Source organism: Geobacillus zalihae (assembly GCF_030414215.1).
GTDB lineage: Bacteria > Bacillota > Bacilli > Bacillales > Anoxybacillaceae > Geobacillus > Geobacillus zalihae.
The window spans coordinates 1,877,470-1,903,916 of sequence record NZ_CP129217.1 but is presented as its reverse complement, the minus strand read 5'-3'; the positions used below and the strand labels follow the sequence as shown (position 1 = coordinate 1,903,916).

The window sequence follows — 26,447 nt, the reverse complement described above, 5'->3', positions numbered from 1 at the left end:
ATATGTCCAAAATAAAGAAAAAAGTATGGAAAAATTGTACGTACAAAATTATAATGGAGGTGAAGAGACTTTTATAGGGAGTGGGAGTTATGCTTGAGGAGCTGAAACGGGCTGTATTTGAGGCCAACCTGCAGCTCCCACAATACCGCCTTGTGACATTTACATGGGGAAATGTGAGCGGGATTGACCGGGAGCGCGGGTTGGTTGTCATTAAGCCAAGTGGGTTGGCGTATGACAGACTGACTGCGGAAGATATGGTGGTCGTGAATTTAGACGGCGAGGTGGTGGAAGGACAGTGGAAACCGTCATCGGACACTCCGACCCATCTCTGGCTGTATAAACAATTTCCGGGAATCGGAGGAATTGTGCATACCCATTCGACTTGGGCGACTGTTTGGGCGCAGGCCGGGAAAGGGATTCCTCCGTTGGGGACGACGCACGCGGACTATTTTTATGGGGAAATTCCGTGCACCCGCCCGATGACCAATGAAGAAATTCAAGGGGCTTATGAACTAGAGACCGGAAAGGTGATTACAGAAACGTTCCGTTTCCTTGATCCGCTGCAAATGCCTGGCGTTTTAGTGCATGGGCATGGACCGTTTGCTTGGGGGAAAGATCCAGCGAACGCCGTTCATAATGCTGTTGTTTTGGAAGAGGTGGCAAAAATGGCAGCAAGAACATTCATGCTCAATCCGAACGTACAGCCGATCAGCCAATCGCTGCTTGACCGCCACTATTTACGCAAGCATGGCGTCAATGCTTACTATGGGCAATAAGGGGAGGGAGAACTAGATGGGCCAAAAATATGTCATTGGCATCGACTATGGGACGGAATCGGGACGGGCGGTTCTCGTTGATCTAGATGGAAACGAAATTGCGGATCATGTCACTCCATACCCTCACGGAGTTATCGATGAAGTCCTGCCGGAATCGAACGTACAACTCGAGCCAGACTGGGCGTTGCAACACCCGGGCGATTATATCGAAGTGTTGGCGACCGCTGTCCCGGCCGTCTTGCAAAAGTCTGGAGTTAGTCCATCGGATGTTATCGGGGTCGGGATCGATTTTACGGCTTGCACAATGTTGCCGGTTGATGCCTCCGGAGAGCCGCTTTGCTTGAAACCAGAGTTTAAGCATCGCCCGCACAGCTGGGTGAAACTGTGGAAGCACCATGCCGCTCAGGATGAGGCGAACTTGCTCAACGAGATCGCTGCCAAACGAGGGGAAGCGTTTTTGCCGCGATATGGCGGAAAAATTTCATCTGAATGGATGATTGCGAAAATTTGGCAGATTCTAAACGAAGATCCGGAGATTTACGAACAGACCGACCTTTTCCTTGAGGCGACCGATTGGGTCATTTTCAAAATGACCGGGAATATCGTCCGCAACAGCTGCACAGCGGGCTATAAATCGATTTGGCATAAACAAGATGGGTATCCAAGCAAGGAATTTTTCCGGGCGCTCGACCCGCGGCTGGAACACTTGACAGACACGAAACTGCGCGGTCCGATCGTTCCGCTTGGTACGAGAGCGGGAGTGCTGACGAACGAAATGGCGGCCATGATGGGCCTTCTCCCGGGAACGGCCGTTGCCGTCGGAAATGTCGATGCCCATGCGGCCGTACCGGGTGTCGGGGTTGTCGAGCCCGGCAAGCTGGTGATGGCGATGGGAACCTCGATTTGCCACATGCTACTGGGCACGGAAGAAAAATATGTCGAAGGCATGTGCGGGGTCGTCGAGGACGGCATCATTCCCGGGTATTTCGGTTACGAAGCCGGCCAATCCGCAGTTGGTGACATTTTCGCTTGGTATGTGGAGCAAGGTGTTCCGGCATATGTGAAAGAAGCGGCAGAAAAAGAAGGAGTCGGCGTCCACGAATGGCTTGAGAAGCGGGCTGCTGCCTATCGGCCGGGAGAAACCGGGCTGTTGGCGTTGGACTGGTGGAACGGCAACCGCTCCGTATTGGTCGATACCGATTTAACCGGGCTTATCATCGGCTATACGTTGCTAACGAAACCAGAAGAGATTTACCGTGCGCTGCTTGAAGCAACGGCCTTTGGCACACGCAAAATTATCGATGCTTTCGTTGAAAACGGTGTCAAAGTTGACGAATTGTATGCGTGCGGTGGGCTGCCGCAAAAAAATAAACTGCTCATGCAAATTTATGCCGATGTCACCAACCGCGAGATCAAAATCGCGGCTTCGAAACAAACTCCGGCGGTGGGGGCGGCTATGTTTGCGGCGGTCGCGGCCGGCAAAGAAAACGGTGGATATGAATCGATCGTCGACGCAGCCCAAAAGATGGGGAAAGTACGCGAAGAGACGTTCAAGCCAATTCCAGAGAATGTCGCGATCTACGAGCAGTTGTACCAAGAATATACGAAGCTTCATGACTATTTCGGCCGTGGGGAAAACGATGTCATGAAACGGCTCAAACATTGGAGAGAAACTGCACGGACGGCGAACGAATCGGTGACTTTATCGTAAATGGGGAGGGGCAATCATGCTGTCATTACGTCCTTATGAATTTTGGTTTGTAACAGGAAGCCAGCACTTGTACGGGGAAGAAGCATTAAAGCAGGTTGAAGAACATTCGAGAATCATGGTCGATGGGTGGAACCGCGATTCGGTGTTTCCGTTCCCATTCGTTTTGAAACCGGTCGTCACGACGCCAGAGGAAATCCGGCGCGTTTGCCTTGAGGCGAATGCGAATGAACAATGCGCCGGGGTGATCACCTGGATGCATACGTTCTCGCCGGCGAAAATGTGGATTGGCGGCCTTTTGGAGTTGCGAAAACCGTTATTGCATCTTCATACTCAATTTAACCGCGATATTCCGTGGGACAGCATCGATATGGACTTTATGAACTTAAACCAATCGGCCCACGGCGACCGGGAATACGGATTTATCGGCGCAAGAATGGGAGTCGCCCGAAAAGTGGTGGCCGGGCACTGGGAAGACCCAAGCGTCCGCGAGCGGCTGGCGAAGTGGATGCGAACGGCCGTCGCCTTTGCGGAAAGCCGCCATCTCAAAGTCGCTCGTTTTGGCGACAACATGCGTGAAGTGGCAGTGACCGAAGGGGACAAAGTCGGAGCGCAAATCCAATTCGGTTGGTCGGTCAATGGCTATGGCGTCGGGGATTTGGTTCAATACATCCGCGATGTTTCCGAACAAAAAGTCAACGAACTGCTTGAGGAATATGCCGAGCTGTATGACATTGTGCCCGCTGGCCGCCAAGACGGGCCGGTTCGCGAGTCGATCCGTGAACAGGCGCGGATTGAACTTGGATTAAAAGCCTTCCTGAAAGACGGGAACTTTGCCGCTTTCACGACGACGTTTGAGGATTTGCATGGGATGAAGCAGCTCCCGGGACTCGCCGTTCAGCGGCTCATGGCGGAAGGATACGGCTTCGGCGGCGAAGGCGACTGGAAAACAGCCGCACTCGTCCGGTTGATGAAAGTCATGGCCGACGGCAAAGGGACGTCGTTTATGGAAGATTACACGTACCACTTTGAGCCGGGCAATGAAATGATTCTTGGCGCCCATATGCTCGAAGTATGCCCGACGATCGCCGCAACCCGGCCGCGCATTGAAGTTCATCCACTGTCGATCGGCGGAAAAGAAGACCCAGCCCGCTTAGTCTTTGACGGTGGTGAAGGGGCGGCCGTCAATGCGTCGCTAATCGACTTAGGGCACCGGTTCCGCCTCATCGTCAACGAGGTCAATGCGGTAAAAGTGGAGCACGACATGCCGAAATTGCCCGTTGCGCGCATTTTATGGAAACCGCGTCCATCGCTCCGCGATTCAGCTGAAGCATGGATTTTGGCTGGCGGCGCCCACCATACATGCTTCTCATTTGCAGTTACAACAGAACAACTGCAGGATTTTGCGGAAATGGCCGGCATCGAATGCGTCGTGATCAATGAACATACGTCCGTCTCATCGTTCAAAAATGAATTGAGATGGAATGAAGTGTTTTGGCGGGGGAGATAAGAAATTAGAAAATCGAATGATTTGGCATCCTAGGGCACGGGCTGAGAGCTCGTGTCCCTTCTTGAACCTACACATAACTATATGTTCGTACAATTGTTAAAAATAAATGAATTAAAATTCAAAAAAATATTGACATGTACGAACAAAAAGCGATAATATAAAAACTAGAATACGCTTTCAAGAATAGTTTAATTTCCAAAGCAATCATTATGGGGGTGGTTTTGTACGTACATATAAATTGTTAGTTAGAATTTTTTGTTGTTACTACTGATCTCTGTAATAACTCATGGAAAGGGAGGTTTATTCGTGAGAAAAAAACAGTCAATCATAATGATAATATTACTCACAACATTTTTAATAGTATTAGGAGGATGCAGTTCTAATAATAAAACTGCCCAGGGGGAAGGTGAATCAAAAACTGTAACTCTAAAGTTCATGGGATGGGAGGCTAGCCCATTAGAGACTGAAGCTGTTAAGAAAGGACTCCAAAAGTTTATGGAGGAAAACCCTAACATAAGAGTTCAGTACACACCAATTCCTCAATCTCAATATAGCTCAAAATTATTAACCATGTTGGCAGGCAACGCTGCTCCTGATGTATTTTTTCTAGGCTCTGAGGATTACCGGACCTTTCAGAAAAAAGGAGTTCTTCTAGACCTAACCCCTTACTTTAAAGAAGAGTATTCTATTGATGACTTTATACCTTCAGCGGCAAGTATTATGCAGATTGACGGGAAGATTTTTGGTGTAAGTAGCTGTACAGTATCACCCGTCCTTTTTTACAATAAGAAGTTATTCGACGAAGCAGGAATTCCTTATCCTTCTAGCGATCCCCAAAAGGCTTGGACATGGAAGCAATTTGTAGAGGTTGCTAAAAAACTTACTAAAAAGAACGGAGATAAGGTTGAACAGTTTGGAGTGTTTGGACTCGAAAATAACTACATGACGGTGGCTGAATATTTCTCCAATGGTGGGAGTCCATACAATAACAGTTTTACGAAATCAACCTTTAATACCCCGGAGGTAAAACAAGTTTTACAATCTGTTTTAGATTTAAGAGTTAAGTATGGAGTAGCTCCAGAAACGAGTGTATTAGAAAAAATAGGAATGAGACCAACACAAATGTTACAAACAGGTAAAATTGGTATGCTTATTGATGGTTCTTGGTCATTACAGGAACTGGCGTCCATGAAGTTTCCTGTCGGGGTGGCTCCATTACCAAAATTTAAGGAGGCAGTTACTCACGGTCAAGCTCACGTACATGCTGTTTCAGCTAAAACTAAGTATCCTAAAGAAGCCTGGAAGTTGGTTAGTTTTCTTTCCTCTGAAGAGTATCAAATCCAGCTAGTCAAGGAAGGTCTATGGATGCCTAATCGCAAAGCCCTGTATACAAATGAAGGGATCAAAAAATGGTATAATAAGGAAGTGCATCCAGAAGGTTTTGAAAAGATGGTGACATATTTTGAGAATGCTAAGCCTTATCCTAATGCCTTCCTCTCTAATAACAAGATTACCTCCATTATTACTGAGGAATTAGACAAATTCTATTACAACGGTGAGTCGCTAGACAAGGTGGTTGAGAGGATCGATAATCGTTCAAACGAAGAGCTTAGAAAACAAAGGGATTGAATACGAGCGATAGGGCCCTAGTTTTCCCCTAGGGCCTTTCTAAGAAGAGGGGGGTCAAAATGGATACGCAAAATGATATTCAATTATCTATAAAATTAAGGGCATGGAGTAAAAAAAGTATAATTCTGGGGTTATTTCGCAAAGATATTACATGGGCAATTGTTTTATTGTTTCCTAATTTACTTGGTTTTCTATTATTTACATTTTGGCCTATCATAGCTTCCTTTCTACTCAGCTTTACTGAATGGGATTTACTACAGCCGATCAAGTTTGTGGGCTTACAGAACTATATTAACCTATTTCACGATGAAACTTTTAAAAAAGTTTTTTGGAATACACTTTATTTCACCATTGTATCTGTGCCAGTAGGCATTGTTCTATCTTTATTATTAGCAGTAGCTCTCAATCAAGGACTTAGAGGGATAAAATTTTATAGAACTGCTTATTTTCTCCCTGTTATTTCGTCTATGGTGGCCGTAGCCGTAATATGGCAGTGGATCTATAATCCAGAATATGGTGTTTTAAATTATTTTTTGGGTCTATTCGGTATAGAAGGACCAAGTTGGTTAACAAGTACAAAGTGGGCAATGCCTGCAGTTATCATGACTAGTGTATGGAAAAATTTGGGGTTCAATATGTTAGTTTTTTTGGCTGGATTACAGTCTATTCCGGAGAGTTATTATGAAGCTGCGGATATCGATGGAGCAACTTGGTTTAAGAAGTTTTGGAATATAACAGTCCCCCTCCTTTCTCCAACTACTTTCTTTGTATCAGTGATGTCTGTTATAGGGTCTTTTCAGGTGTTCGATTCAGTATTCCTTATGACCCAGGGAGGGCCTGCAAGGTCAACATCCGTTATGGTTCACTATATTTATGAAAATGCATTTCAATTCTTCAAAATGGGTTATGCTAGTGCAATGTCGTATGTTTTATTCTTTATGATCTCAATTGTTACGCTAGTGCAGTTTTGGCATCAGAAGAAGAAATCTGAAATTTATTAAAAAGGTGCGAGAGTTATGAGAAAAAGTATAACTCAAAGGGTATTAGCACATGTGTGTCTTAGTTTAGGGGCAATTTTTATGATCTTCCCGTTTTTGTGGATGTTGAGTACTTCATTTAAGGATATGAGTGAGGTATTTATATTTCCCCCTAAACCATTTGGGAAAGAAATACATTGGGAAAACTATCTTAGAATTTTTGATCGCTTTCCTTTTGATCTATTTTTTCTAAACAGTCTTAAGATAACAGTTATTGTAGTTATCGGTCAACTGATTACGAGTTCAATGGCTGGGTATGTATTTGCACGTCTTAAGTTTCGTTATCGCGATATAATATTTGGGTTATATCTTGCAACTATGATGGTTCCAAGTCAAGTTACTATGATTCCCACGTTCATCTTGATGCGCTACTATGGATTGGTCGATACTCATGCCTCATTGATTTTACCGGGGCTTGTTTCGGCTTTTGGAACTTTTCTAATGCGCCAATTTTTCCTTACTATTCCATCAGCCTTGGAAGATGCTGCTAAGATAGACGGTTGTACACCATTTGGGATATATTGGAGGATATTCTTGCCGCTATCTAAACCTGCTCTTGCTACTTTAGGAGTCTTTGTCTTTATGGGAACATGGAATGATTTTCTTGGGCCTCTTGTTTTTATTAATTCTTTGGAGAAAATGACATTACCGTTAGGCTTGGCATCTATGCAAGGGATGTATTCTACTGACTGGCCTGTATTAATGGCTGGGACTGTGCTTAGTTTATTACCCGTTATAGTGATTTTTCTATTGGCCCAAGACTTCTTTATTCGCGGTATAACGTTATCAGGATTGAAAGACTAATTTGATTTTAATAATAAAAAATGGAGGATGAGGGGCATGAAACAAAAGGTGAATAATAACATTAACATTAAAATTACTGAAGGGTTTTGGAGTAGATATGTAGATGTTGTTAGAAAAGAAGTTGTACCGTATCAGTGGGAGGCATTGAATGATCTTATCCCTAGTGCTGAACCAAGCCATGCGATTGAGAACTTTCGCATTGCCGCAGGGGAATCGGATGGAGAGTTTTACGGGATGGTTTTTCAAGACAGCGATGTAGGGAAATGGCTCGAAGCGGTCGCGTATTTACTCGAGGAAAAGCGTGACCCGGAATTGGAAGCACTCGCCGATGACGTGATTGAGCTGCTCAGCCGCGCCCAGCAGCCGGACGGTTATCTCAACACGTATTATACGGTTAAGGAGCCTGGAAAGCGATGGACAAACTTGCGGGACAATCATGAACTGTATTGTGCCGGTCATTTGATTGAAGCAGCGGTCGCTTATTTCCGGGCCACAGGCAAACGGCGCTTTTTGGATATCATGTGCAAGTATGCCGATTATATCGGCACGGTATTCGGCCGGGGAGAGGGTCAAATTCCGGGATATGACGGACATCAGGAGATTGAGTTGGCGCTGTTGAAACTGTATGAAGTGACGGGAAATGAGAGCTATCTTAAACTGAGTCAATATTTTATTGACCAGCGCGGACAGCAGCCTCACTACTTTGATTGGGAGAAAAAAGCAAGAGGAGAAACCAAACCGTTTTGGTTTCATGATGATTACCGCTACCACCAAGCTCACATTCCAGTCAGGGAACAAAAACAAGCCGTTGGGCATGCGGTGCGGGCGCTCTATATGTATACCGCCATGGCGGGACTGGCGGCGAAAACGGGAGACGAATCGTTGAAGCAAGCATGCCAAACGTTGTGGGAAAACGTAACGAAACGGCAAATGTATATCACGGGCGGCGTCGGCTCGAGCGCGTTTGGTGAATCGTTCACATTTGATTTTGACTTGCCGAATGACACGGCCTATGCGGAGACGTGCGCATCGATCGCCTTAGTATTTTGGGCGCGCCGCATGCTCGAGTTGGAGACGGATGGGAAATACGCGGATGTAATGGAACGGGCATTATACAATGGAACCATTAGCGGCATGGATTTGGACGGCAAGAAGTTTTTTTACGTCAATCCACTCGAAGTGTGGCCGAAGGCATGCGAACGCCATGACAAGCGCCATGTGAAACCGGTGCGGCAAAAATGGTTCAGTTGTGCGTGCTGCCCGCCGAACTTGGCCCGTCTCATCGCGTCGATTGGCCATTATATTTATTCGCAAACATCAGACGCCTTGTTCGTCCACCTTTATGTCGGCAGCGACATTCGGACGGAACTCGGTGGACGGTCGGTCGAAATCGTGCAAGAGACGAACTATCCTTGGGATGGAACGGTTCGATTGACGGTTTTGCCGGAATCCGCTGGGGAATTTACGATTGGCTTGCGCATTCCAGGATGGTGTCGGGGAGCAACATTAACGATCAATGGAGAAAAAGTAGACATGGTTCCACTGATCCAAAAAGGGTATGCTTATATCAAACGGATATGGAAAAAAGGGGATCAAGTGGAGCTTGTTTTCCCGATGCCAGTTGAACGGATCAAGGCTCATCCTCAAGTGCGCGCCAATGCCGGGAAAGTCGCGTTGCAGCGCGGGCCGATTGTGTATTGCCTGGAAGAAGTTGATAATGGGCCAAATTTAGCGAATCTGTTCCTCCCGCGCGATGCCCATCTGGAAGCGCACTTTGAGCCGGACTTGCTAGAAGGGGTTGTAGTGATCACCGGAACCGCCGAGCGAATGGATGAATCAGCATGGAATGATGAGTTGTATCGGCCGATTGACCCCCAAACCTATCAAGTTCCGTTCCGTGCGATTCCTTATTATGCCTGGTGCAACCGAGGAGAAGGGGAGATGACGGTGTGGGTGAATGAGAAGTAAATTCCGTTGATGAAAGAGGGCTGGCTCAAAACGTGAGTGTGTTTTGACTCAGCCCTTGATCCGCTACAAATGATAGGCGTCCTAGTACATGGACGTGGGCTGTTTTTTGAGAGAAATCCAACTTTTGGGGGAGTTGACCAAAATGGCGGCAATAACATTCATGCCCAGTCCGGATGCAAAGATGATCGGTCGGTCGTTGCTTGATAGTCGCTATTTACGTAAGCGTGGGGCCAATGTTTATTGTTAGGTAATAAAGGGGACAGAGAATGTAGATGGGGAAAAGCCACGAGTGTTGATTATCTAAAACTTAGACATGGTCCTTCCATACATTTGAGCATACTCAAATAAAGCAATGGTGCCCTTGGATATTTCCAATCGAGCGGAATTTGCTTGAAGGAAAATGGAAAATGGAAGAAGTGGAGGAAAGATGGTGCTTCGTTCGTTTGCTTGTTTGACCATAAAGCCGTCTCAACAACAGATATGTGATGAAAATGTCAAACAATTGATTATATACTACGTTTTCGGTTGTACCAAATAATGTTGGGACATTGAGATATTGCTTCATACAACGAAAAAAACACCTCAACGATCCAACTCCCTTGATCCGTATCGGTAATGATTTCGGCAGATAAGTTCAAAATGTTCATCACAACACGAATGTCATGACCACTTGCATCTTGAAAGATCACGTACCCGATGACGCTTGACAGAACGGCATTGTTTCGTTCCTAGCTAACAAGTGAAATCATCTTGAATCGGTAATGATATGCATGGAAGGTGTTTCAGGCTTTTCTTTAACGGATCTCTACATTGTCCTTCACACGAATGAAAAACAGTTGGCGCCGCCCGATAAATTCGCCGATGCATTCTGAAATACGTCCGGCCTTCTACTAGTACCTGTTGGGGGTTCGTCAGTTGTTCCCCCATAGGAACATCGTGGCATAACTCAATCGTTTCCACAACGTCCGTCGGAGATGATGATTCTGGTGAATAAGCCACGTACAGCTTTGTTCCGGTGCGTTCATCGTGATACAGGGTTTATGGAAGGAGTCTTTCCCCAGCCATCATTTCGGGCGAATCCGCCACACACAGCGGCTAGGGAAACAAAGTGAACGGCGGGTTTGGCAGATATACTTGGAAACAATCAGAGCGAATAAAAGTTCGTGATGCCTTAGGGGACTTCTTTGGTTTTTTGGGTACGGCCCATACTTGATGAAAATGAAACAGTTTTGTTTTAGCCAATCTACGGTGAGGATCAAGGCAGCTAAAAACATGAAAAAACGGTGCCGGGGCTGCGAAGGGAGTACGGTTGTTACACAGAAAATGATGGCTAAACTTGTTGAACAAATTGATCCTTCAGCTTTTCGTTCCTGATGATGTTTATGAGAAAAGGGTCAGTATATGCATAAATTGTCCTTCTCTTCAGTACGGCACGACATGTGCTCATAGCGGGTATCTTGTCCACTATCAGGCAAAGTGGAAACAAGGAGTGTTGCCCGTTTCCGGCAAAGCCGAAATGGGGAAGAGAAAAATAGATTGGGAGTATAATAAAAAACAGAAAGGAAGAATCGCAGATGACCGCAAAAAAAGCAACCATGATCATCGAAAAAGACTTCAAAATTGCTGAAATCGACAAACGCATTTATGGCTCATTTATCGAGCACCTCGGCCGCGCGGTATACGGAGGGATTTATGAGCCGGGTCATCCACAAGCGGATGAAAACGGCTTCCGGCAGGATGTCATTGAAATGGTGAAAGAGTTACAAGTACCGATTATCCGTTATCCGGGCGGGAATTTTGTGTCCGGTTACAACTGGGAAGACGGAGTCGGACCAAAAGAAAAGCGGCCGCGGCGTCTTGATTTGGCGTGGAAGTCGGTGGAAACCAATGAAATCGGGTTGAATGAATTTGTTGATTGGGCAAAGATGGTCGGGGCCGAAGTGAATATGGCCGTCAACTTAGGAACGCGCGGCATTGATGCGGCACGCAACTTGGTTGAATACTGCAACCATCCATCGGGCTCGTATTACAGCGATTTGCGCATTTCCCACGGCTATAAAGAGCCGCATAAAATTAAAACATGGTGTCTAGGCAATGAGATGGACGGTCCGTGGCAAATCGGCCATAAGACGGCCGTTGAGTACGGACGAATCGCTTGTGAAGCGGCCAAAGTGATGAAATGGGTGGATCCGACAATTGAACTTGTTGCGTGCGGAAGTTCAGGTAGAAATATGCCAACATTTGCGGAATGGGAAGCGATTGTTCTTGATCATACGTATGAGCATGTCGATTATATTTCCCTCCATCAATACTTTGGAAATCGAGATAATGACACGGCGAATTATTTGGCGATGTCGCTGGAAATGGATGATTTTATCCGTTCGGTTGTGGCCATTGCTGATTATGTGAAGGCGAAAAAACGAAGCAAGAAGACGATTCATCTTTCGTTTGATGAATGGAACGTATGGTATCACTCAAATGAAGCGGATAAGCAAATTGAACCGTGGACCGTCGCGCCGCCTCTGTTGGAGGATATTTATAACTTTGAAGATGCACTTCTTGTCGGCTGCATGCTTATTACGCTCATGAAACATGCCGATCGGGTGAAAATTGCCTGCTTGGCTCAATTAGTGAATGTCATTGCACCAATCATGACGGAAAAGAATGGCCCGGCATGGAAACAAACGATTTACTATCCGTTTATGCATGCCTCTGTGTATGGAAGAGGAGTGGCGTTGCATCCGGTGGTTTCCAGCCCGAAATACGACAGCAAAGACTTCACCGATGTGCCATACTTAGAATCGATTGCGGTTTACAATGAAGAAAAAGAAGAAGTGACGATTTTTGCCGTCAACCGTGATATGGACGATGCGTTGCTGCTCGAATGCGATGTTCGCAGTTTTGAAGACTATCGCGTCATTGAGCATATCGTTTTGGAGCATGAAAACGTGAAACAAACGAATTCGGCGCAGTCGTCCCCGGTTGTTCCGCATCGCAACGGCGACGCTCAGATGTCCGATGGAAAAGTATCGGCGACGTTGCCGAAGTTGTCGTGGAACGTCATCCGTTTAGGAAAATGATAAGGAAATGAAGGCTGGTCTGATGGCCAGCCTCTCCCTTTGAAAACGGGAAGGAGAGACGAAACATGGGGCGTAAAGTTCGCTTTGGTATTATGAGTACAGCGGCCATTGCCAAATACGTGATGATTCCCGCCATTCGTCGGGCGGATTACGCTGAAGTCGTGGCCATTGCGAGTGAGAGCGGGAAAGCTAAACAAGCGGCGAAGGAGCTCGGTATTCCGAAAGCGTATGACAGCTATGACCAGCTGCTTGATGACCCGGACGTCGACGCAGTGTACATCCCGCTTCCAAACAGCCTGCACGCTGAATGGACGATCAAAGCGGCGAAGAAGAAAAAGCACGTGCTTTGTGAAAAACCTGCCGCTTTATGCGCAGAAGATGTCCGGCGCATGATCGAGGTGTGCGAGGAAAATGGCGTTTTATTTATGGAAGCGTTCATGTACCAATTCCACCCGCAGCACGAGCGGGTGAAGCAACTTCTAGCTGCTGGCGAGATCGGCGATGTCAAGTACATGCGCACCCATTTCTCGTTTTACCTGGAAGACCGGGAGACGAATATTCGCATGAACGATGAGCTTGGCGGGGGAAGTCTGTTCGATGTCGGCTGTTATTGTGTGCACTCGACAAGACACATCCTTGGCGCCGAACCTATTGAACTATTTGTTCAGTCCCATTTTGATTCACACCATTCGGTCGATTTGACGACGAACGGTTGGATGAGGATGGAAAACGGTGTTCTTGCGCAGTTCACGTGCAGCTTCGATATGTTCTTCAAAAATGAGTACGAAATCATCGGCACGAAAGGAAACATTGTTGTTTCTCGGGCGTATCGACCGGATGTGGATGATGGAGAGGGACGGATTACGGTCGCAACGGCTGATGGGAACGTACGCGAGGAAACGGTGTCAGGCGATCAATACGCGCTGCAAATCGAGCACTTTTCGCGCTCCATTCTCGAAGGGACGCCGCTGTTGTATTCGCTGGAGCGCATGATCAAACAAGCGCGGGCGCTCGATGCTTGCCGCACATCGATGAAAACGGGAGCGATCGTGCGGTTATAGTTATAAAGGAAGGAGAATCGAGATGAACATTACATACGAAAAGTGGTCCGAACTGAATGGAAACGATATTCTCTTGTTCACCTTGACAAACGACCGCGGCATAAAACTGTCGGCGACAAACTACGGCTGCATCGTGACGGACCTCCGCGTTCCCGACCGGAACGGCAACATCGAAAATGTCGTGCTCGGGTTTGGACGATTTGAACCGTATGTTGAGAACGCCCCTTATTTCGGCGCCGTGATCGGCCGGGTGGCGGGGCGCATTCGCGGGGCGAGCTTCGAACTTGATGGAATCACATATCAACTGGCGAAAAACGAAAACAACAACCACTTGCACGGCGGTTCGAACGGATTCCACCGCGTGCTGTGGCAGGCCGAGCCCGTCCAGCGCGACGATGCAGTGGGCGTCGTCTTTTCGTACACGAGCCCGGACGGGGAGGAAGGGTACCCGGGAACGGTTCATGTTCAAGTGGAATATTGGCTCAACAATGACAACGAATGGACCGTCACGTACCGGGCTCGTTCGGACAAAACAACTTTGCTCAATTTGACGAACCATACGTATTTTAACCTAAGCGGCAACGGCAAGCGCGATATATTGGACCACACGCTGACGATCCAAAGCTCGCGTGTGCTCGAGTTGAATGAGGAGCTGATTCCGACAGGCCGCGTCTTGGATGTCGCCGGCACGCCGTTTGACTTGCGGCAAGGAAAGACGATCCGGGAGGCGGTCGAATCCGGGCATCCGCAAATTGAACTCGTTGGCGGGGGTTATGACCATCCGTTTTGGCTCGATCGGCATCATGACAAAGAGATTGTGCTTTCCGACCCGAAGAGCGGGCGAGTGTTGACGGTGGAGACGGACGAAGTCGGCGTGGTGGTGTATACATCGAACCAGTTGCCGGAAGGGTTGGATCTAGGCGGCGTGCCGTCGCGGAAATATTTAGGCATCTGCCTGGAAACACAAGGGCTGCCGGATGCGGTTCATCATCCGCAGTTTCCGTCGATCGTATTGCCGGCTGGCAAAGAGCGAGCATCAACGACGGTCTACCGGTTTGGTGTGCGGACGTCATAGACGGATAGGAGGCGGATGACTCTTGATGGAGGAAATCGAAGGGGTGTTGATCGATCTTGACGGGACGATATGGAGAGGAAATGAACTAATTCCCCATGCGAATGAGGCGGTTGCCTACCTCCGTTCTCTTGGAAAACGAATCGTGTTCGTCAGTAACCGGGGCAATTGGTCGCGGCGCATGTGCCATGAACGGCTTGGACGGTTTGGAATTGCGGCCGGGGAGGAAGACATCATTTTATCCTCAACGGTAACAGCCCAATTTTTGCGGAAACATTATCCGCTATGCCAAGTTTGGACGTTAGGCGACGAAGGATTGCGTGAAGAGCTGCAGCATCACCAGGTGCCGTTGGCACCGGCTCCGGAAGACGCGGATTTTCTCATCATCACGCTGCATGAAACGATGACGTATCGCGATTTGGATTTGGCATTTCGTGCTGTCCATCATGGGGCGCGAATCATTGCGACCAACATCGATAAAACATTTCCGAGTGAACATGGAAATGCCATTGATGTCGCCGGGATGGTCGGGGCGATTGAAGCGGCGGCGAGCCGAAAAGTGGAACTTGTGTTAGGGAAGCCTTCTTGCTTTATGGTCGAAACCGCTTTGCGCCAGCTGAAGGTGCCTCCTAACCGCTGTCTCGTCATTGGTGACAGCGTGGAATCGGATATTCGCATGGGGAGAATGTACGGTATGAAAACCGCTCTTGTGCTGACAGGAAATACGAAGCGCAACGAATTAGAGGCATGGAGGGAAAAAGAACGGCCGGATTATGTGATGGATTCCATTTATGATATCGTGGGGCTCGGAAAGGAGATCGTGCAGTGAATTCAATAGAAGAAATCGTGCCATTGGTGAAACAATGCGATTGTGGCCACCGTCATTATGACATCCCGATCGAACAGATGGCGGTGGGATGTGACGCGTTTGAGCAGCTCGTTGCTTATTTGCGTCATAAGCGGTATGAGAAGGTGGCCGTGGTGGCCGATGAGCGGACGTTTGCCGCAGCAGGGGAGTCATTGTGTGATGAACTGGAAAACAAATCGATCCGCTATACAATATGCCTCGTGCAACCCGATCAAAATGGGGATGTCATCGCCGATGAACGTTCGATTGTGCAAGTGCTTCTGGAAACGCCCGACGATGTCGATGTTCTCATTGCGGCAGGAGCAGGGACGATTCATGACATTACCCGTTTTAGCAGCTATAAAATGAAGATTCCGTTCATTTCTGTCCCCACTGCCCCATCGGTGGACGGATTTACGTCAATGGGAGCTCCGCTCATCATTCGTGGGGTGAAAAAAACCATTCAAGCACAGGCGCCGGTCGCTGTGTTTGCTCATACGGATGTGTTATCCCGGGCTCCAAAAGAGATGATCGCCGCTGGATTTGGCGATATGGTGGCGAAGTATACGTCATTGGTCGACTGGCAGTTTGCCCACTGGATGGCCGATGAGCCCTATTGTCCATTTGTTCACCAGCTTACCGAACAATCTCTCAAAGCATGTGTCGACCATATTGATGACATTGCCGATGGCGGTGAACAAGGGATTCGTGTATTAATGAATGCGTTGCTGCAGTCGGGCATTGCGATGTTGCTCATGGGGCAATCGTACTCGGCATCGGGAGCGGAACACCATCTGTCCCACTACTGGGAAATGGAATTTTTGCGTCGGAACAAACGGCAAGTGCTGCACGGGGCGAAGGTTGGCGTAGCGACTCCGATGATCATTGAACACTATCAACGCGTTTTTTGGCCGTTATGGAACAAACTAGAAGAACGGCCGAAATCAATAGACGAAACTGCAAGGAAACGACTCAAAGCCAATGCGGCTTCTATTCAGAAACTGCTTGAATCGTTGCCCTCTCCAGATCGTATTCGGGCCATGTTAGAGAAAGTAGGAGGTGCCGCTTTTCCGGAACAACTCGGCATCGATCTTCCGTTGGTTGAACGGAGTCTGCGGGAGGCTCATCGATTGCGTCCGAACCGCTTTACGATTCTCTACTTTTTAAATGAATGGGTTTTAGGAACATGATAGGGGGAATCAAAGTGGAAAAAGCTACAATAAGGGCAAATGTCAACGATCGGTTTTGGAAACGATATATCGATGTCGTCCGGAACGAAGTCGTTCCTTACCAGTGGGAAGCGCTCAATGACCGCATTCCTGATGCTGAACCGAGCCATGCAATCAAAAACTTCCGCATTGCCGCTGGCGAATCAGATGGAGAATTTTATGGGATGGTCTTTCAAGACAGCGATGTAGCGAAATGGCTCGAAGCGGTGGCGTATTTACTCGAGGAAAAGCGCGACTCGGAATTGGAAGCACTCGCGGATGACGTGATTGAGCTGCTTGGCCGCGCCCAGCAGCCGGACGGCTATCTCAACACGTATTATACGGTCAAGGAACCCGGTAAACGTTGGACCAACCTGCGGGACAACCATGAATTGTATTGCGCCGGCCATTTGATCGAAGCGGCAGTTGCTTATTTCCAGGCTACAGGCAAACGGCGCTTTTTAGACATTATGTGCAAATATGCCGACTATATCGGTACGGTATTCGGCCGCGGGGAAGGCCAAATTCCTGGATACGACGGACATCAGGAAATTGAGTTGGCGCTGTTGAAATTGTATGAGGCGACTGGAAACGAGAACTATTTAAAATTGAGCCAATATTTTATTGACCAGCGCGGGCAACAGCCGCACTATTTTGATCAGGAAAAAGAAGCAAGAGGGGAAACGGGGGCATTTTGGTATGACGGCGGGTATCGGTACCATCAGGCGCACATTCCGGTCAGGGAGCAGAAACAAGCTGTCGGGCATGCGGTGCGGGCGCTCTATATGTATACCGCCATGGCTGGGCTGGCGGCGAAAACGGGAGACGAGTCGTTGAAACAAGCATGCCAAACGTTGTGGGAAAACGTGACGAAACGGCAGATGTACATCACAGGCGGCGTCGGCTCAAGCGCTTTTGGCGAATCGTTTACGTTTGATTTTGATTTGCCGAATGACACGGTCTATGCCGAGACGTGTGCATCGATCGCTTTAGTGTTTTGGGCCCGTCGCATGCTGGAACTGGAGATGGACGGGAAGTACGCGGATGTGATGGAACGGGCGCTATACAACGGAACGATCAGCGGCATGGATTTGGACGGCAAGAAGTTCTTTTACGTCAATCCGCTCGAAGTGTGGCCGAAGGCATGCGAACGCCATGACAAACGCCATGTGAAACCGGTGCGGCAAAAATGGTTCAGCTGCGCGTGCTGTCCGCCGAACTTAGCTCGGCTCATTGCATCGATCGGTCATTACATTTATTTGCAAACATCGGACGCATTGTTCGTCCACCTTTATGTCGGCAGTGACATTCAGACAGAAATCGACGGACGTTCGGTCAAAATCATGCAAGAGACGAATTATCCTTGGGATGGAACGGTTCGATTGACGGTTTCGCCGGAATCGGCTGGAGAATTCACGCTTGGACTACGCATTCCTGGATGGTGTCGGGGAGCGGAGGTAACGATCAACGGGGAAAAAGTAGACATTGTTCCGCTGATCAAAAAAGGGTACGCTTATATCCGCCGAGTGTGGCAACAAGGGGATGAAATCAAGCTCTATTTCCCGATGCCGATCGAACGAATCAAGGCTCATCCCCAAGTGCGTGCCAACGCCGGCAAGGTTGCGTTGCAGCGCGGGCCGATCGTCTATTGTTTGGAAGAGATTGATAACGGACCGAATTTGGCAAATTTGTTCCTCCCGCGCGACGCCAAGCTTGAGGCGCACTTTGAGCCGGACTTGCTAGAAGGGGTTGTAGTGATCACCGGAACCGCCGAACGAATGGATGAATCAGCATGGAATGATGAATTGTATCGCCCGATTGAACCCCGAACCTATCAAGTTCCGTTCCGTGCGATTCCTTATTATGCCTGGTGCAACCGTGGGGAAGGGGAGATGACGGTGTGGGTGAATGAGAAATAGACCTATCGATGTTGCTATTCACTGTGTGAAATGATTTGGAAATGAAGATGAAATACCAAGGTGAATGAATGAGCTGGTCGGATGGTTGATGAACCGGACACGACCAGCTTTTTGTTTCGACAATCTTTGTTTGTGTTCTATACAAATTATTTGGAAGCCACTATACTAGTAATTAAAGAGATTTGTCTTTCACATACTCTTTTTCCATTAGGAAGGGACATCGCCATGCTTAGCTACCTAAAAAAATGGAACACGTTGCGAAATCAGATATTGGTCGTATTCCTATTTGTCATGGTGATTGTGCTGTCTCTCGTCAGCATGATCACGCTCAAGCAAGTGTCCCTGTTGATTCGGAACAACGCTGAAAACCAAATCAAGCAGACAGCTATTGAAGCGAGCGGTCGGATTGATTCATTGTTTGAACAGTTGAATACAGCGACAAAGTTTGTGATGACCAATCAAGAAGTTCAACGATTATTTGAACGAATCCATGCGGGAGAGAAAGTGACGTTTCCAGAATTGCAAAAGTTAAAAAGTGTGGTTAATAATATCCAAGCCAACTCTGAGGGCATTTACTCTGTCGAGCTCTATACAGAAGATTTAAAGCAAGTGTTTCCCCTAGACAGTTCTATGAAGATGTTTCAGCGCCTCAGCGTCAAGTGGATTTATGAAGCAGATCGGGCGAAAGGCAGACTTGTATGGATCGGAGAAGATCCGCGAAACCCGCAATTTTATTTAGCGATACGGCGCATTACGTTGATGGAGCGTCATTTTGCCAACGGGGGATACTTGCTTGTGCGAATTTACAAGCCGTATTTCGCGATTACTGAGGTGAACACGGGGCAATACGTATTGGTTTCCGATCCGGAAGGAAAGGTTATTTTTTCAAATAATTCCAGCTTAACTGATGTATCTTCATTAAATCAACGGTCAGCAACGGTAATAAATCAAACCGAATACATGGTAACAAAGCAGTCTTCCAACAAAGGGTTCACCGTTTTCATATTAACGCCTGTCAGTGCCCTGACCAAGGGAGTGAACAGCATTCGGTTTGGGATCATTTTCGCTGGCATTATCGGGATGCTTGTTTACTTTTTATGTTCGCTGCTTCTCTCGACCATTATTACGCGGCCGATCGTTCAATTAACCAAAACGATGAGACTGGCGAATGAGCGGTTATTAACAGTTGATCCGAAAATGGTTACGGTCAATGAGATCAGGGAGCTGAATAGCACCTATAACCAATTGGTGAGAGAAACGAATCATTTGATCAAAATGGTGTATCAAAAAGAGATTGTTCGCAGCCAAAGTGAATTGAAAGCGCTTCAAGCGCAAATCAACCCTCATTTCTTGTACAACACGTTGGAGTCGCTGCGGTGGTCGTTAGAAGAGAAAGGGGAAGAAGAGTTGGCAGATGTCGTTGTGTCCATGTCAGAGCTGTTTCGCTACACCATCAGCCGAAATGTGAACGATGATTGGGTTACATTGAAAGAGGAATTTCGCCATATCGAAAATTATATGGACATTATCAAATTTCGGTTTGGCGATCGCATCAAGTGGCATTTGTCGCTGCCTGAGGAATGGGAAAATGTCAAAATCCCAAAACTGTTGATTCAACCGTTAGTCGAAAACGCGGTCGTGCATGGTTCGGAAAACCGGACAGCCCCTTGTACCATTACCGTGGCTGTCAAACCGGTTTCGGATCGTCATCTTGAGATCATGGTGGAAGATGATGGAGTTGGAATGGATGAAGAAAGGCTCGAGGCGGTGAAACAGGCTATGCATACAGGAGAAGCGAAAGGAAAAGGAATGGCATTGTATAATGTGAAAAAACGTCTCCAACTTTATTACAAGAAAGAAACGAGCGATGGCATAACGATTGACAGCCATAAAAACAAAGGCACAAAAGTCACGATTCGAATTCCCGTTAACGGAGGTGAAAAATGATGCATGAGAAGACCATTTTAGTTGTGGATGATGAGCCGAGGGCGAGGGAAGGGATGAAGCGGTTGTTGGAAAAATGGGCCTCCGGCAAACACCGAATCATAACGGCTGCCAACGGCCAAGAAGCGCTTGACATTTTGCGGCAAGAGCGGGTGCACGTGTTATTGACAGATATTCGGATGCCGGAAATTACCGGGCTTGATGTGTTAGAGGAAATGAGAGAAAAAGACGATTCTCCGGCAGTGATCCTCATTTCTGCTTACCCTGATTTCGATTATGCGCAAAAAGCCATCAGCCTTGGTGTATTAAACTATTTGTTGAAGCCGGTGAAAAAAAGCGAATTATTCGAAGCGGTAGAAAAAGCGATCCACGTTTCCGAACAAAGGGAACGGGAACGGGTAATGAAACAATTGGTTGACGATAAACTCATCGATGCCCTTGACCGTCACCCCCAAACTCGTGAACCGATTCGCGAGGCCATCCAATTTATTGATCGGCATCTAAAAGATGATATATCACTAAAAGAAGTGGCGGAGCACGTCCATTTGAATCCAAGCTATTTTAGCACGCTGTTTAAAGAACAAATGAAACTCACATTCAGCGAATATCTCACAAGAAGAAGAATGCAGCGAGCTAAAGAACTGTTGATGACGACTGATATGGCTGTATCAGAGATTGCGGAAGAGTGCGGTTACAAAACAGCGAAATATTTTATTCATTTGTTTAAGGAAATGGAGGGAAAGACTCCGAGCAGCTATCGAAAAAGTCAAAAAGAAAAGTAATCTAAAAATACTGGTACTTTTCCTAATGGTTGTTGCCTTTTTCCCCCTTCATGATGATGGTAGACTGTATTTGCAAGCAAAGAATAGAAAAGGGGGTACAGTTTATGAAAAAGAAAGCGTTCACATGGTTGGTTTTGCTAATGTTGATGGCGGGGATTGTGCTGTCTGGTTGTTCTTCTTCGTCGAGCGATTCTGCGAGCGAGGGGAAATCCGGAGACGGGAAAATTCATTTGAAGTTTATGCACGACTGGCCAAAAGGCAGTTCAACCGCTTACTACAATCTTGTAGAGGAGATTATTAAAGACTATGAAGCGAAGCATCCGAATGTTCAGATTGATGTAGAGGTATTAAATCCGGATCAATATCGGGATAAATTAAAAGTGTTGGCCGCTTCGAATGAATTGCCTGACGTAGGGTTGACGTGGTCGAACGGTTTTGCCGAACCATACGCCACTGGAGGACAATTTGCGCCGCTAAATGATATTATTGAAAAAGAATTTAAAGACCAGTTTGTACCTGGAACGGTAGAAGCGTATACCTTTAACGGCAAATCGTATGCGCTTCCAATGGAGATGAACATCACGTATATTTTCTACAACAAAGAGATTTTCAAAAAATATGGTCTTCAGGAACCGAAAACCTTTGAAGATTTGAAAAACATTGGGAAAACGTTGATCAAGCATGGGGTGATTCCAGCCACAGTCGGTTCAAAAGACGGATGGCCGGCATCGATGTGGTTTATGTACCTCGCTGACCGGATTGGCGGCCCGACGATTTTGACCGATGTCATTCAAGGAAAAGTGAAAATGTCTGACCCAGCTATTGTCAAAGCGGCAAAAGAAGTTCAAAATCTTGTGGATATGGGGTTCTTTGTCAAAGGGAACACTGCCTTCTCGAATGATGATGCTAAAGGTTATTTCCTAAACGAAAAGGCAGCCATGTTCTTAACGGCCACATGGGAGTTGCCGAACTTTACAACCAGCCCGGATGTGCCGCAAGAGTTTAAAGAGAAGGTTGGTTACTTTAAATTCCCACTGTATGAAGGCGGCAAAGGAACGGACATCAACAGTTATGTTGGCGGTCCTGGGTTAGGTGCATTCGTTGCAGAAAACTCAAAACATAAAGAACAAGCGAAAGATTTTGCGGCTTATCTCGTAAAAGAGTGGGGAAAACGTTCTGTTGAAGGCGCGGGCATTCTTCCGGCTATGAAAGTTGATACAGAAGGACTGGACGTACCACAAATGTATCTTGATGTCCTGAATGATATTAACAATGCAACAAACATTACGACTTGGTTTGACACCCAAGCAAGCCCGAATGTTTCTGAGCTGCACCACGACTTAATGACGGCCCTGTTTGGGAAACAAATCACGCCAGAAGAATTTGCGAAACAACATGATGACGCGTTGGCGGAGGAAGCCAACAAATAAGAATTTTGGGGGCATCTGGAACAACACATGCCCCCTTATTTGTAAAGAAGGAGTTATCAGCGATGAAAAATGTTATGTCCAATAAAACAGCCATCATTCTTTATGTCCTGCCGTCGCTTCTCCTTGTCTTGTTTTTGATTTATATCCCGATTGCGCTGACGGGATATTATGGATTGATGGATTGGAGCGGGGTAGGCCAGATGAAGTTCATCGGCTTGGAAAATTATAAAAAGCTTATTCATGACAAGCTGTTTTGGGAGAGCACCTGGCACTCCGTCTTGTTGGCGTTGTTTTCCGTTCTCAGTTTGATCGGCTATTTAATCGTTTCTTTAATATTGGCGAGCAAAATTAAGGGAGGGAATTTGTTTAGAAAAATTTACATTATTCCCATGCTTATGTCGTCTGTCGCCATCGCTCAACTTTGGATTAAGATTTTTGATCCGATGAATGGGCTGATTAACAGTTTATTGTCTATGTTTGGGATAAAAGAGACTCCACTTTGGTTGGCGGATCCGAATATGGCGCTATATTCGGTTTTCATCCCGATCGTTTGGCAGTATGCGGGGTTTTACATCATTATTATGTATGCGGCTTTGATCAATGTACCCCAAGAATTGATTGAAGCTGCAAGAATCGATGGTGCCAATGCCTTTCAAATTGCCTACAAAATTAAGGTGCCCCTTATTTCTGGGGTGTTAAAAGTATTGGTGATTCTAGCCGTTGTCGGGTCTTTGAAATATTTTGATTTGATTTACGTCATGACCGGAGGCGGCCCGGGGCATGCCACGGAAGTGATTGCTTCTTATATGTATAAAGAAGCGTTTGGGAAATTCAACTTCGGGTATGGAAGTGCGATTGGTTTTGGGTTGCTCATCCTTAGCATGGGAGCGACCTGGATGATTCAAAAAATGTTGAGAGTCAATCAAGAATAAAAGGAGAATTGACCATGAAAGAAAAGAAAATCTTAGATTCCAAGCCTCGTTCTCCTTTACGACAAATCGCAATGGGAATTCTTTACTTTATCTTGGTTGTCGTAGCGCTTCTTCAATTATATCCGTTAGTATGGTTATTCTTATTGTCGTTGAAGACGAATCAAGAAGTATTTGGAATGTCTCCGTTCGCCTTGCCGAAATCTCCACGATGGGAAAATTATATAAATGCTTGGTTTGATGGAGGGATCAACCAATACTTTTTCAATAGTGTCTGGTATACGATCGTCGCTGTTGTATTGACTTTGATTTTAGCCAGTTTTGTCACGTTCGCCTTGACCAGAATGGAGTGGAAATTCAAAGGTGTTGTATTGGCTTTGTTTATGATCGCTTACATGATCCCGCTTCATTCGACGCTCATTCCGTTGTTTAATATTTATAATAAAATGAACTTAATTGATAACCCCATCTCGATTATTCTTTCATATACGACCTTTAACTTGCCGATTACGATTATGATTTTGCTAGGATTTTATCAGTCGTTGCCGCGGGAAATCGAAGAAGCGGCGGTAATGGACGGGTGCTCTGTTCATCGCATTTTTTTCCGCATCACATTGCCGATGACAGCGCCTGTTCTTGCGACTACAGCTATTATCAACATGATTTACAATTGGAATGAGTTTGTGTTTGTCAACACGTTCATTAGTTCGGAAAAATGGAAAACGATCACAGTCGGAGTCAATAATTTTGTCGGCCAATATCTCACCGACTGGGGGGCGATCGGCGCGACTTTGGTGATCAGCATTTTGCCGATTTTGATTGTATACTTATTCTTGAGCGACCGAATTATTGAAGGATTGGTTGCCGGTTCGGTAAAAGGATGATGTCATATGTGATTGTGGTCAAGTTTGTTTGTGTTATATACAAACTAAATGAAATATAGTATGATGAAAATGATCAAATCGTTGCTTTTTCCATCGTTGGAGAGGGGGAGAGAGGTTGCGGATTAGGAAAGAAACATGGTCTCGTTTCAACGGAAAAGAAGTTCTTTTATTTACGTTGACAAACGACCGCGGCATGGAACTGTCCACGACAAACTACGGTTGCATCGTGACGGACCTCCGCGTTCCCGACCGGAACGGCAACATCGAAAACGTCGTGCTCGGGTTTGGACGATTTGAACCGTATGTTGAGAACGCCCCTTATTTCGGCGCCGTGATCGGCCGGGTGGCGGGGCGCATTCGTGGAGCGAGCTTCGAACTTGATGGAATCACATATCAACTGGCGAAAAACGAAAACAACAACCACTTGCACGGCGGTTCGAACGGATTCCACCGCGTGCTGTGGCAGGCCGAGCCCGTCCAGCGCGACGATGCAGTGGGCGTCGTCTTTTCGTACACGAGCCCGGACGGGGAGGAAGGGTACCCGGGAACGGTTCATGTTCAAGTGGAATATTGGCTCAACAATGACAACGAATGGACCGTCACGTACCGGGCTCGTTCGGACAAAACAACTTTGCTCAATTTGACGAACCATACGTATTTTAACCTAAGCGGCAACGGCAAGCGCGATATATTGGACCACACGCTGACGATCCAAAGCTCGCGTGTGCTCGAGTTGAATGAGGAGCTGATTCCGACAGGCCGCGTCTTGGATGTCGCCGGCACGCCGTTTGACTTGCGGCAAGGAAAGACGATCCGGGAGGCGGTCGAATCCGGGCATCCGCAAATTGAACTCGTTGGCGGGGGCTATGACCATCCGTTTTGGCTCGATCGGCATCATGACAAAGAGATTGTGCTTTCCGATCCGGAGAGTGGGCGGGTGCTGACGGTGGAGACGGATGAGGTCGGCGTCGTCGTGTATACGTCAAACCAATTGCCGAAGGGGCTGGATTTGGGCGGCGTGCCGTCGCGGAAATATTTAGGCATCTGCCTGGAAACGCAAGGACTGCCGGATGCGGTTCATCATCCGCAGTTTCCGTCGATCGTATTGCCAGCTGGCCAAGAGCGAGCATCAACGACGGTCTATCGGTTTGGCATCATTTGAATCAATGGAGGAAAGATAGAGGAATGATTGAACATGTAGAGACGCCGCACAGATTGGTCGCCCTGACGTTTGATGATGGACCGAATCCGGTTTATACATTGAACGTGTTGGAGATATTGGAGAAGGCATCTGGAAAAGCGACCTTTTTTATGATCGGAAGCCAGATGGAGAAGCATCCGGAAGTTGTAGAGGCGGTCAAGGCGCAAGGGCATGAAATTGGCAATCATACGTATTCTCACGCTAACCTGACTTCTCTAACGGAAGATGAGGCTTTGAGAGAAATGGAGTGGACGGATGCCATCATTACCGAGATGACTGGAGCGAAGCCCACGATTTTCCGTCCTCCTTATCTTGACTACAATGCAACTGTTGTTTCGATGTGCAACCATTTCGGCTACCAAATGATCGGTGCGCTCAATACGGATGCCCGAGACTGGGAACAACCAGGAGTTGATTATATTGTTCGGAAGAGTCGCCCCCATATAAAAAACGGGAGCATCTTGCTCTTTCATGACGGATTCGGAGATCGTTCACAAACGATCGAGGCTGTCAATATACTCGTATCCGAATTGTATTCGCAAGGTTACAAATTGGTCACGGTCAGCGAATTGTTGGAGCTGCAAGCTGGAAGCAGATGAAAAAGTAGCAGTTCTCTGATGCTCTGATGATTGATCGCATGCATAGTAAGAAAAGGGGA

At 47.0% G+C, this 26,447-nt stretch carries 20 protein-coding genes and 1 pseudogene; 20 read left to right on the top strand and 1 reads right to left on the bottom strand.

The window, feature by feature from the left end; all coding sequences use genetic code 11:
- The first annotated feature begins 89 nt into the window (after window positions 1-89).
- The 7 genes from araD to QWV57_RS09615 all read left to right on the top strand — a co-directional run bounded on the left by araD (window position 90) and on the right by QWV57_RS09615 (window position 9,432).
- Window positions 90-776 (top strand): L-ribulose-5-phosphate 4-epimerase, encoded by a 687-nt coding sequence (gene araD, locus QWV57_RS09645; RefSeq protein ID WP_060788488.1) that lies wholly within the window; start codon window positions 90-92, stop codon window positions 774-776.
- A gap of 16 nt (window positions 777-792) precedes the next feature.
- On the top strand, window positions 793-2,487 hold the full coding sequence (locus QWV57_RS09640; RefSeq protein ID WP_060788487.1) for a ribulokinase: 1,695 nt from the start codon (window positions 793-795) through the stop codon (window positions 2,485-2,487).
- A gap of 16 nt (window positions 2,488-2,503) precedes the next feature.
- Window positions 2,504-3,994 carry an L-arabinose isomerase gene (gene araA / locus QWV57_RS09635; protein WP_060788486.1) on the top strand — a complete coding sequence of 497 codons (1,491 nt, stop codon included), beginning with the start codon at window positions 2,504-2,506 and terminating at the stop codon, window positions 3,992-3,994.
- Window positions 3,995-4,300: 306 nt separating this feature from the next.
- On the top strand, window positions 4,301-5,623 hold the full coding sequence (locus QWV57_RS09630) for an ABC transporter substrate-binding protein (RefSeq protein ID WP_015374995.1): 1,323 nt from the start codon (window positions 4,301-4,303) through the stop codon (window positions 5,621-5,623).
- A 122-nt stretch (window positions 5,624-5,745) separates the two neighbouring features.
- Complete coding sequence (locus tag QWV57_RS09625) at window positions 5,746-6,624, top strand: carbohydrate ABC transporter permease (protein WP_041470711.1); 879 nt, start codon at window positions 5,746-5,748, stop codon at window positions 6,622-6,624.
- Between the two features lie 15 nt (window positions 6,625-6,639).
- Window positions 6,640-7,464 carry a carbohydrate ABC transporter permease gene (locus QWV57_RS09620; RefSeq protein ID WP_015374993.1) on the top strand — a complete coding sequence of 275 codons (825 nt, stop codon included), beginning with the start codon at window positions 6,640-6,642 and terminating at the stop codon, window positions 7,462-7,464.
- Between the two features lie 36 nt (window positions 7,465-7,500).
- The gene (locus QWV57_RS09615) at window positions 7,501-9,432 is read left to right on the top strand and encodes a glycoside hydrolase family 127 protein (RefSeq protein WP_015374992.1); all 1,932 of its coding nucleotides are present in this window, start codon (window positions 7,501-7,503) and stop codon (window positions 9,430-9,432) included.
- Between the two features lie 300 nt (window positions 9,433-9,732).
- Here the strand turns inward: QWV57_RS09615 and QWV57_RS09610 are convergent.
- Window positions 9,733-10,589: pseudogene (locus tag QWV57_RS09610) on the bottom strand (transposase); the annotation flags it as partial.
- A 417-nt stretch (window positions 10,590-11,006) separates the two neighbouring features.
- Between QWV57_RS09610 and arfA the strand changes: the two are divergent.
- The 13 genes from arfA to QWV57_RS09545 all read left to right on the top strand — a co-directional run bounded on the left by arfA (window position 11,007) and on the right by QWV57_RS09545 (window position 26,388).
- The gene (gene arfA, locus QWV57_RS09605; protein WP_301099648.1) at window positions 11,007-12,512 is read left to right on the top strand and encodes an arabinosylfuranosidase ArfA; all 1,506 of its coding nucleotides are present in this window, start codon (window positions 11,007-11,009) and stop codon (window positions 12,510-12,512) included.
- A 65-nt stretch (window positions 12,513-12,577) separates the two neighbouring features.
- Complete coding sequence (locus tag QWV57_RS09600; RefSeq protein WP_301099646.1) at window positions 12,578-13,573, top strand: Gfo/Idh/MocA family protein; 996 nt, start codon at window positions 12,578-12,580, stop codon at window positions 13,571-13,573.
- A gap of 22 nt (window positions 13,574-13,595) precedes the next feature.
- On the top strand, window positions 13,596-14,648 hold the full coding sequence (locus tag QWV57_RS09595) for an aldose epimerase family protein (RefSeq protein WP_301099644.1): 1,053 nt from the start codon (window positions 13,596-13,598) through the stop codon (window positions 14,646-14,648).
- Between the two features lie 25 nt (window positions 14,649-14,673).
- Complete coding sequence (locus QWV57_RS09590; protein WP_015374988.1) at window positions 14,674-15,474, top strand: HAD-IIA family hydrolase; 801 nt, start codon at window positions 14,674-14,676, stop codon at window positions 15,472-15,474.
- On the top strand, window positions 15,471-16,682 hold the full coding sequence (locus QWV57_RS09585) for a sn-glycerol-1-phosphate dehydrogenase (protein ID WP_020755797.1): 1,212 nt from the start codon (window positions 15,471-15,473) through the stop codon (window positions 16,680-16,682). The genes QWV57_RS09590 and QWV57_RS09585 overlap by 4 nt, the downstream gene beginning before the upstream one ends.
- Window positions 16,679-18,619: a glycoside hydrolase family 127 protein gene (locus tag QWV57_RS09580; RefSeq protein WP_301099641.1), complete on the top strand. Its 1,941-nt coding sequence runs from the start codon at window positions 16,679-16,681 to the stop codon at window positions 18,617-18,619. Before QWV57_RS09585 ends, QWV57_RS09580 begins: the two co-directional genes overlap by 4 nt.
- A 225-nt stretch (window positions 18,620-18,844) precedes the next feature.
- Window positions 18,845-20,566, top strand: a complete 1,722-nt coding sequence (locus tag QWV57_RS09575; RefSeq protein WP_015374985.1) for a sensor histidine kinase — start codon at window positions 18,845-18,847, stop codon at window positions 20,564-20,566.
- Complete coding sequence (locus QWV57_RS09570; RefSeq protein ID WP_041470710.1) at window positions 20,566-21,345, top strand: response regulator transcription factor; 780 nt, start codon at window positions 20,566-20,568, stop codon at window positions 21,343-21,345. The genes QWV57_RS09575 and QWV57_RS09570 overlap by 1 nt, the downstream gene beginning before the upstream one ends.
- A gap of 104 nt (window positions 21,346-21,449) precedes the next feature.
- On the top strand, window positions 21,450-22,775 hold the full coding sequence (locus QWV57_RS09565) for an extracellular solute-binding protein (protein ID WP_015374983.1): 1,326 nt from the start codon (window positions 21,450-21,452) through the stop codon (window positions 22,773-22,775).
- Window positions 22,776-22,837: 62 nt separating this feature from the next.
- Window positions 22,838-23,707, top strand: a complete 870-nt coding sequence (locus QWV57_RS09560; RefSeq protein WP_301099637.1) for a carbohydrate ABC transporter permease — start codon at window positions 22,838-22,840, stop codon at window positions 23,705-23,707.
- Between the two features lie 14 nt (window positions 23,708-23,721).
- Window positions 23,722-24,588, top strand: coding sequence for a carbohydrate ABC transporter permease (locus QWV57_RS09555; RefSeq protein WP_044731453.1), 867 nt, complete (start codon window positions 23,722-23,724; stop codon window positions 24,586-24,588).
- Between the two features lie 115 nt (window positions 24,589-24,703).
- Window positions 24,704-25,750 carry an aldose epimerase family protein gene (locus QWV57_RS09550; RefSeq protein WP_301099634.1) on the top strand — a complete coding sequence of 349 codons (1,047 nt, stop codon included), beginning with the start codon at window positions 24,704-24,706 and terminating at the stop codon, window positions 25,748-25,750.
- A gap of 23 nt (window positions 25,751-25,773) precedes the next feature.
- The gene (locus tag QWV57_RS09545) at window positions 25,774-26,388 is read left to right on the top strand and encodes a polysaccharide deacetylase family protein (protein ID WP_015374980.1); all 615 of its coding nucleotides are present in this window, start codon (window positions 25,774-25,776) and stop codon (window positions 26,386-26,388) included.
- The last annotated feature ends 59 nt before the right edge of the window (window positions 26,389-26,447 follow it).

What these genes read in the sequence shown, in the direction of transcription:
- araD (WP_060788488.1), top strand. Translation starts at nt 90, where the DNA reads ATGCTTGAGGAGCTGAAACGGGCTGTATTTGAGGCCAACCTGCAGCTC.
- QWV57_RS09640 (WP_060788487.1), top strand. Translation starts at nt 793, where the DNA reads ATGGGCCAAAAATATGTCATTGGCATCGACTATGGGACGGAATCGGGA.
- araA (WP_060788486.1), top strand. Translation starts at nt 2,504, where the DNA reads ATGCTGTCATTACGTCCTTATGAATTTTGGTTTGTAACAGGAAGCCAG.
- QWV57_RS09620 (WP_015374993.1), top strand. Translation starts at nt 6,640, where the DNA reads ATGAGAAAAAGTATAACTCAAAGGGTATTAGCACATGTGTGTCTTAGT.
- QWV57_RS09615 (WP_015374992.1), top strand. Translation starts at nt 7,501, where the DNA reads ATGAAACAAAAGGTGAATAATAACATTAACATTAAAATTACTGAAGGG.
- arfA (WP_301099648.1), top strand. Translation starts at nt 11,007, where the DNA reads ATGACCGCAAAAAAAGCAACCATGATCATCGAAAAAGACTTCAAAATT.
- QWV57_RS09600 (WP_301099646.1), top strand. Translation starts at nt 12,578, where the DNA reads ATGGGGCGTAAAGTTCGCTTTGGTATTATGAGTACAGCGGCCATTGCC.
- QWV57_RS09595 (WP_301099644.1), top strand. Translation starts at nt 13,596, where the DNA reads ATGAACATTACATACGAAAAGTGGTCCGAACTGAATGGAAACGATATT.
- QWV57_RS09590 (WP_015374988.1), top strand. Translation starts at nt 14,674, where the DNA reads ATGGAGGAAATCGAAGGGGTGTTGATCGATCTTGACGGGACGATATGG.
- QWV57_RS09580 (WP_301099641.1), top strand. Translation starts at nt 16,679, where the DNA reads ATGATAGGGGGAATCAAAGTGGAAAAAGCTACAATAAGGGCAAATGTC.
- QWV57_RS09575 (WP_015374985.1), top strand. Translation starts at nt 18,845, where the DNA reads ATGCTTAGCTACCTAAAAAAATGGAACACGTTGCGAAATCAGATATTG.
- QWV57_RS09570 (WP_041470710.1), top strand. Translation starts at nt 20,566, where the DNA reads ATGCATGAGAAGACCATTTTAGTTGTGGATGATGAGCCGAGGGCGAGG.
- QWV57_RS09565 (WP_015374983.1), top strand. Translation starts at nt 21,450, where the DNA reads ATGAAAAAGAAAGCGTTCACATGGTTGGTTTTGCTAATGTTGATGGCG.
- QWV57_RS09560 (WP_301099637.1), top strand. Translation starts at nt 22,838, where the DNA reads ATGAAAAATGTTATGTCCAATAAAACAGCCATCATTCTTTATGTCCTG.
- QWV57_RS09555 (WP_044731453.1), top strand. Translation starts at nt 23,722, where the DNA reads ATGAAAGAAAAGAAAATCTTAGATTCCAAGCCTCGTTCTCCTTTACGA.
- QWV57_RS09545 (WP_015374980.1), top strand. Translation starts at nt 25,774, where the DNA reads ATGATTGAACATGTAGAGACGCCGCACAGATTGGTCGCCCTGACGTTT.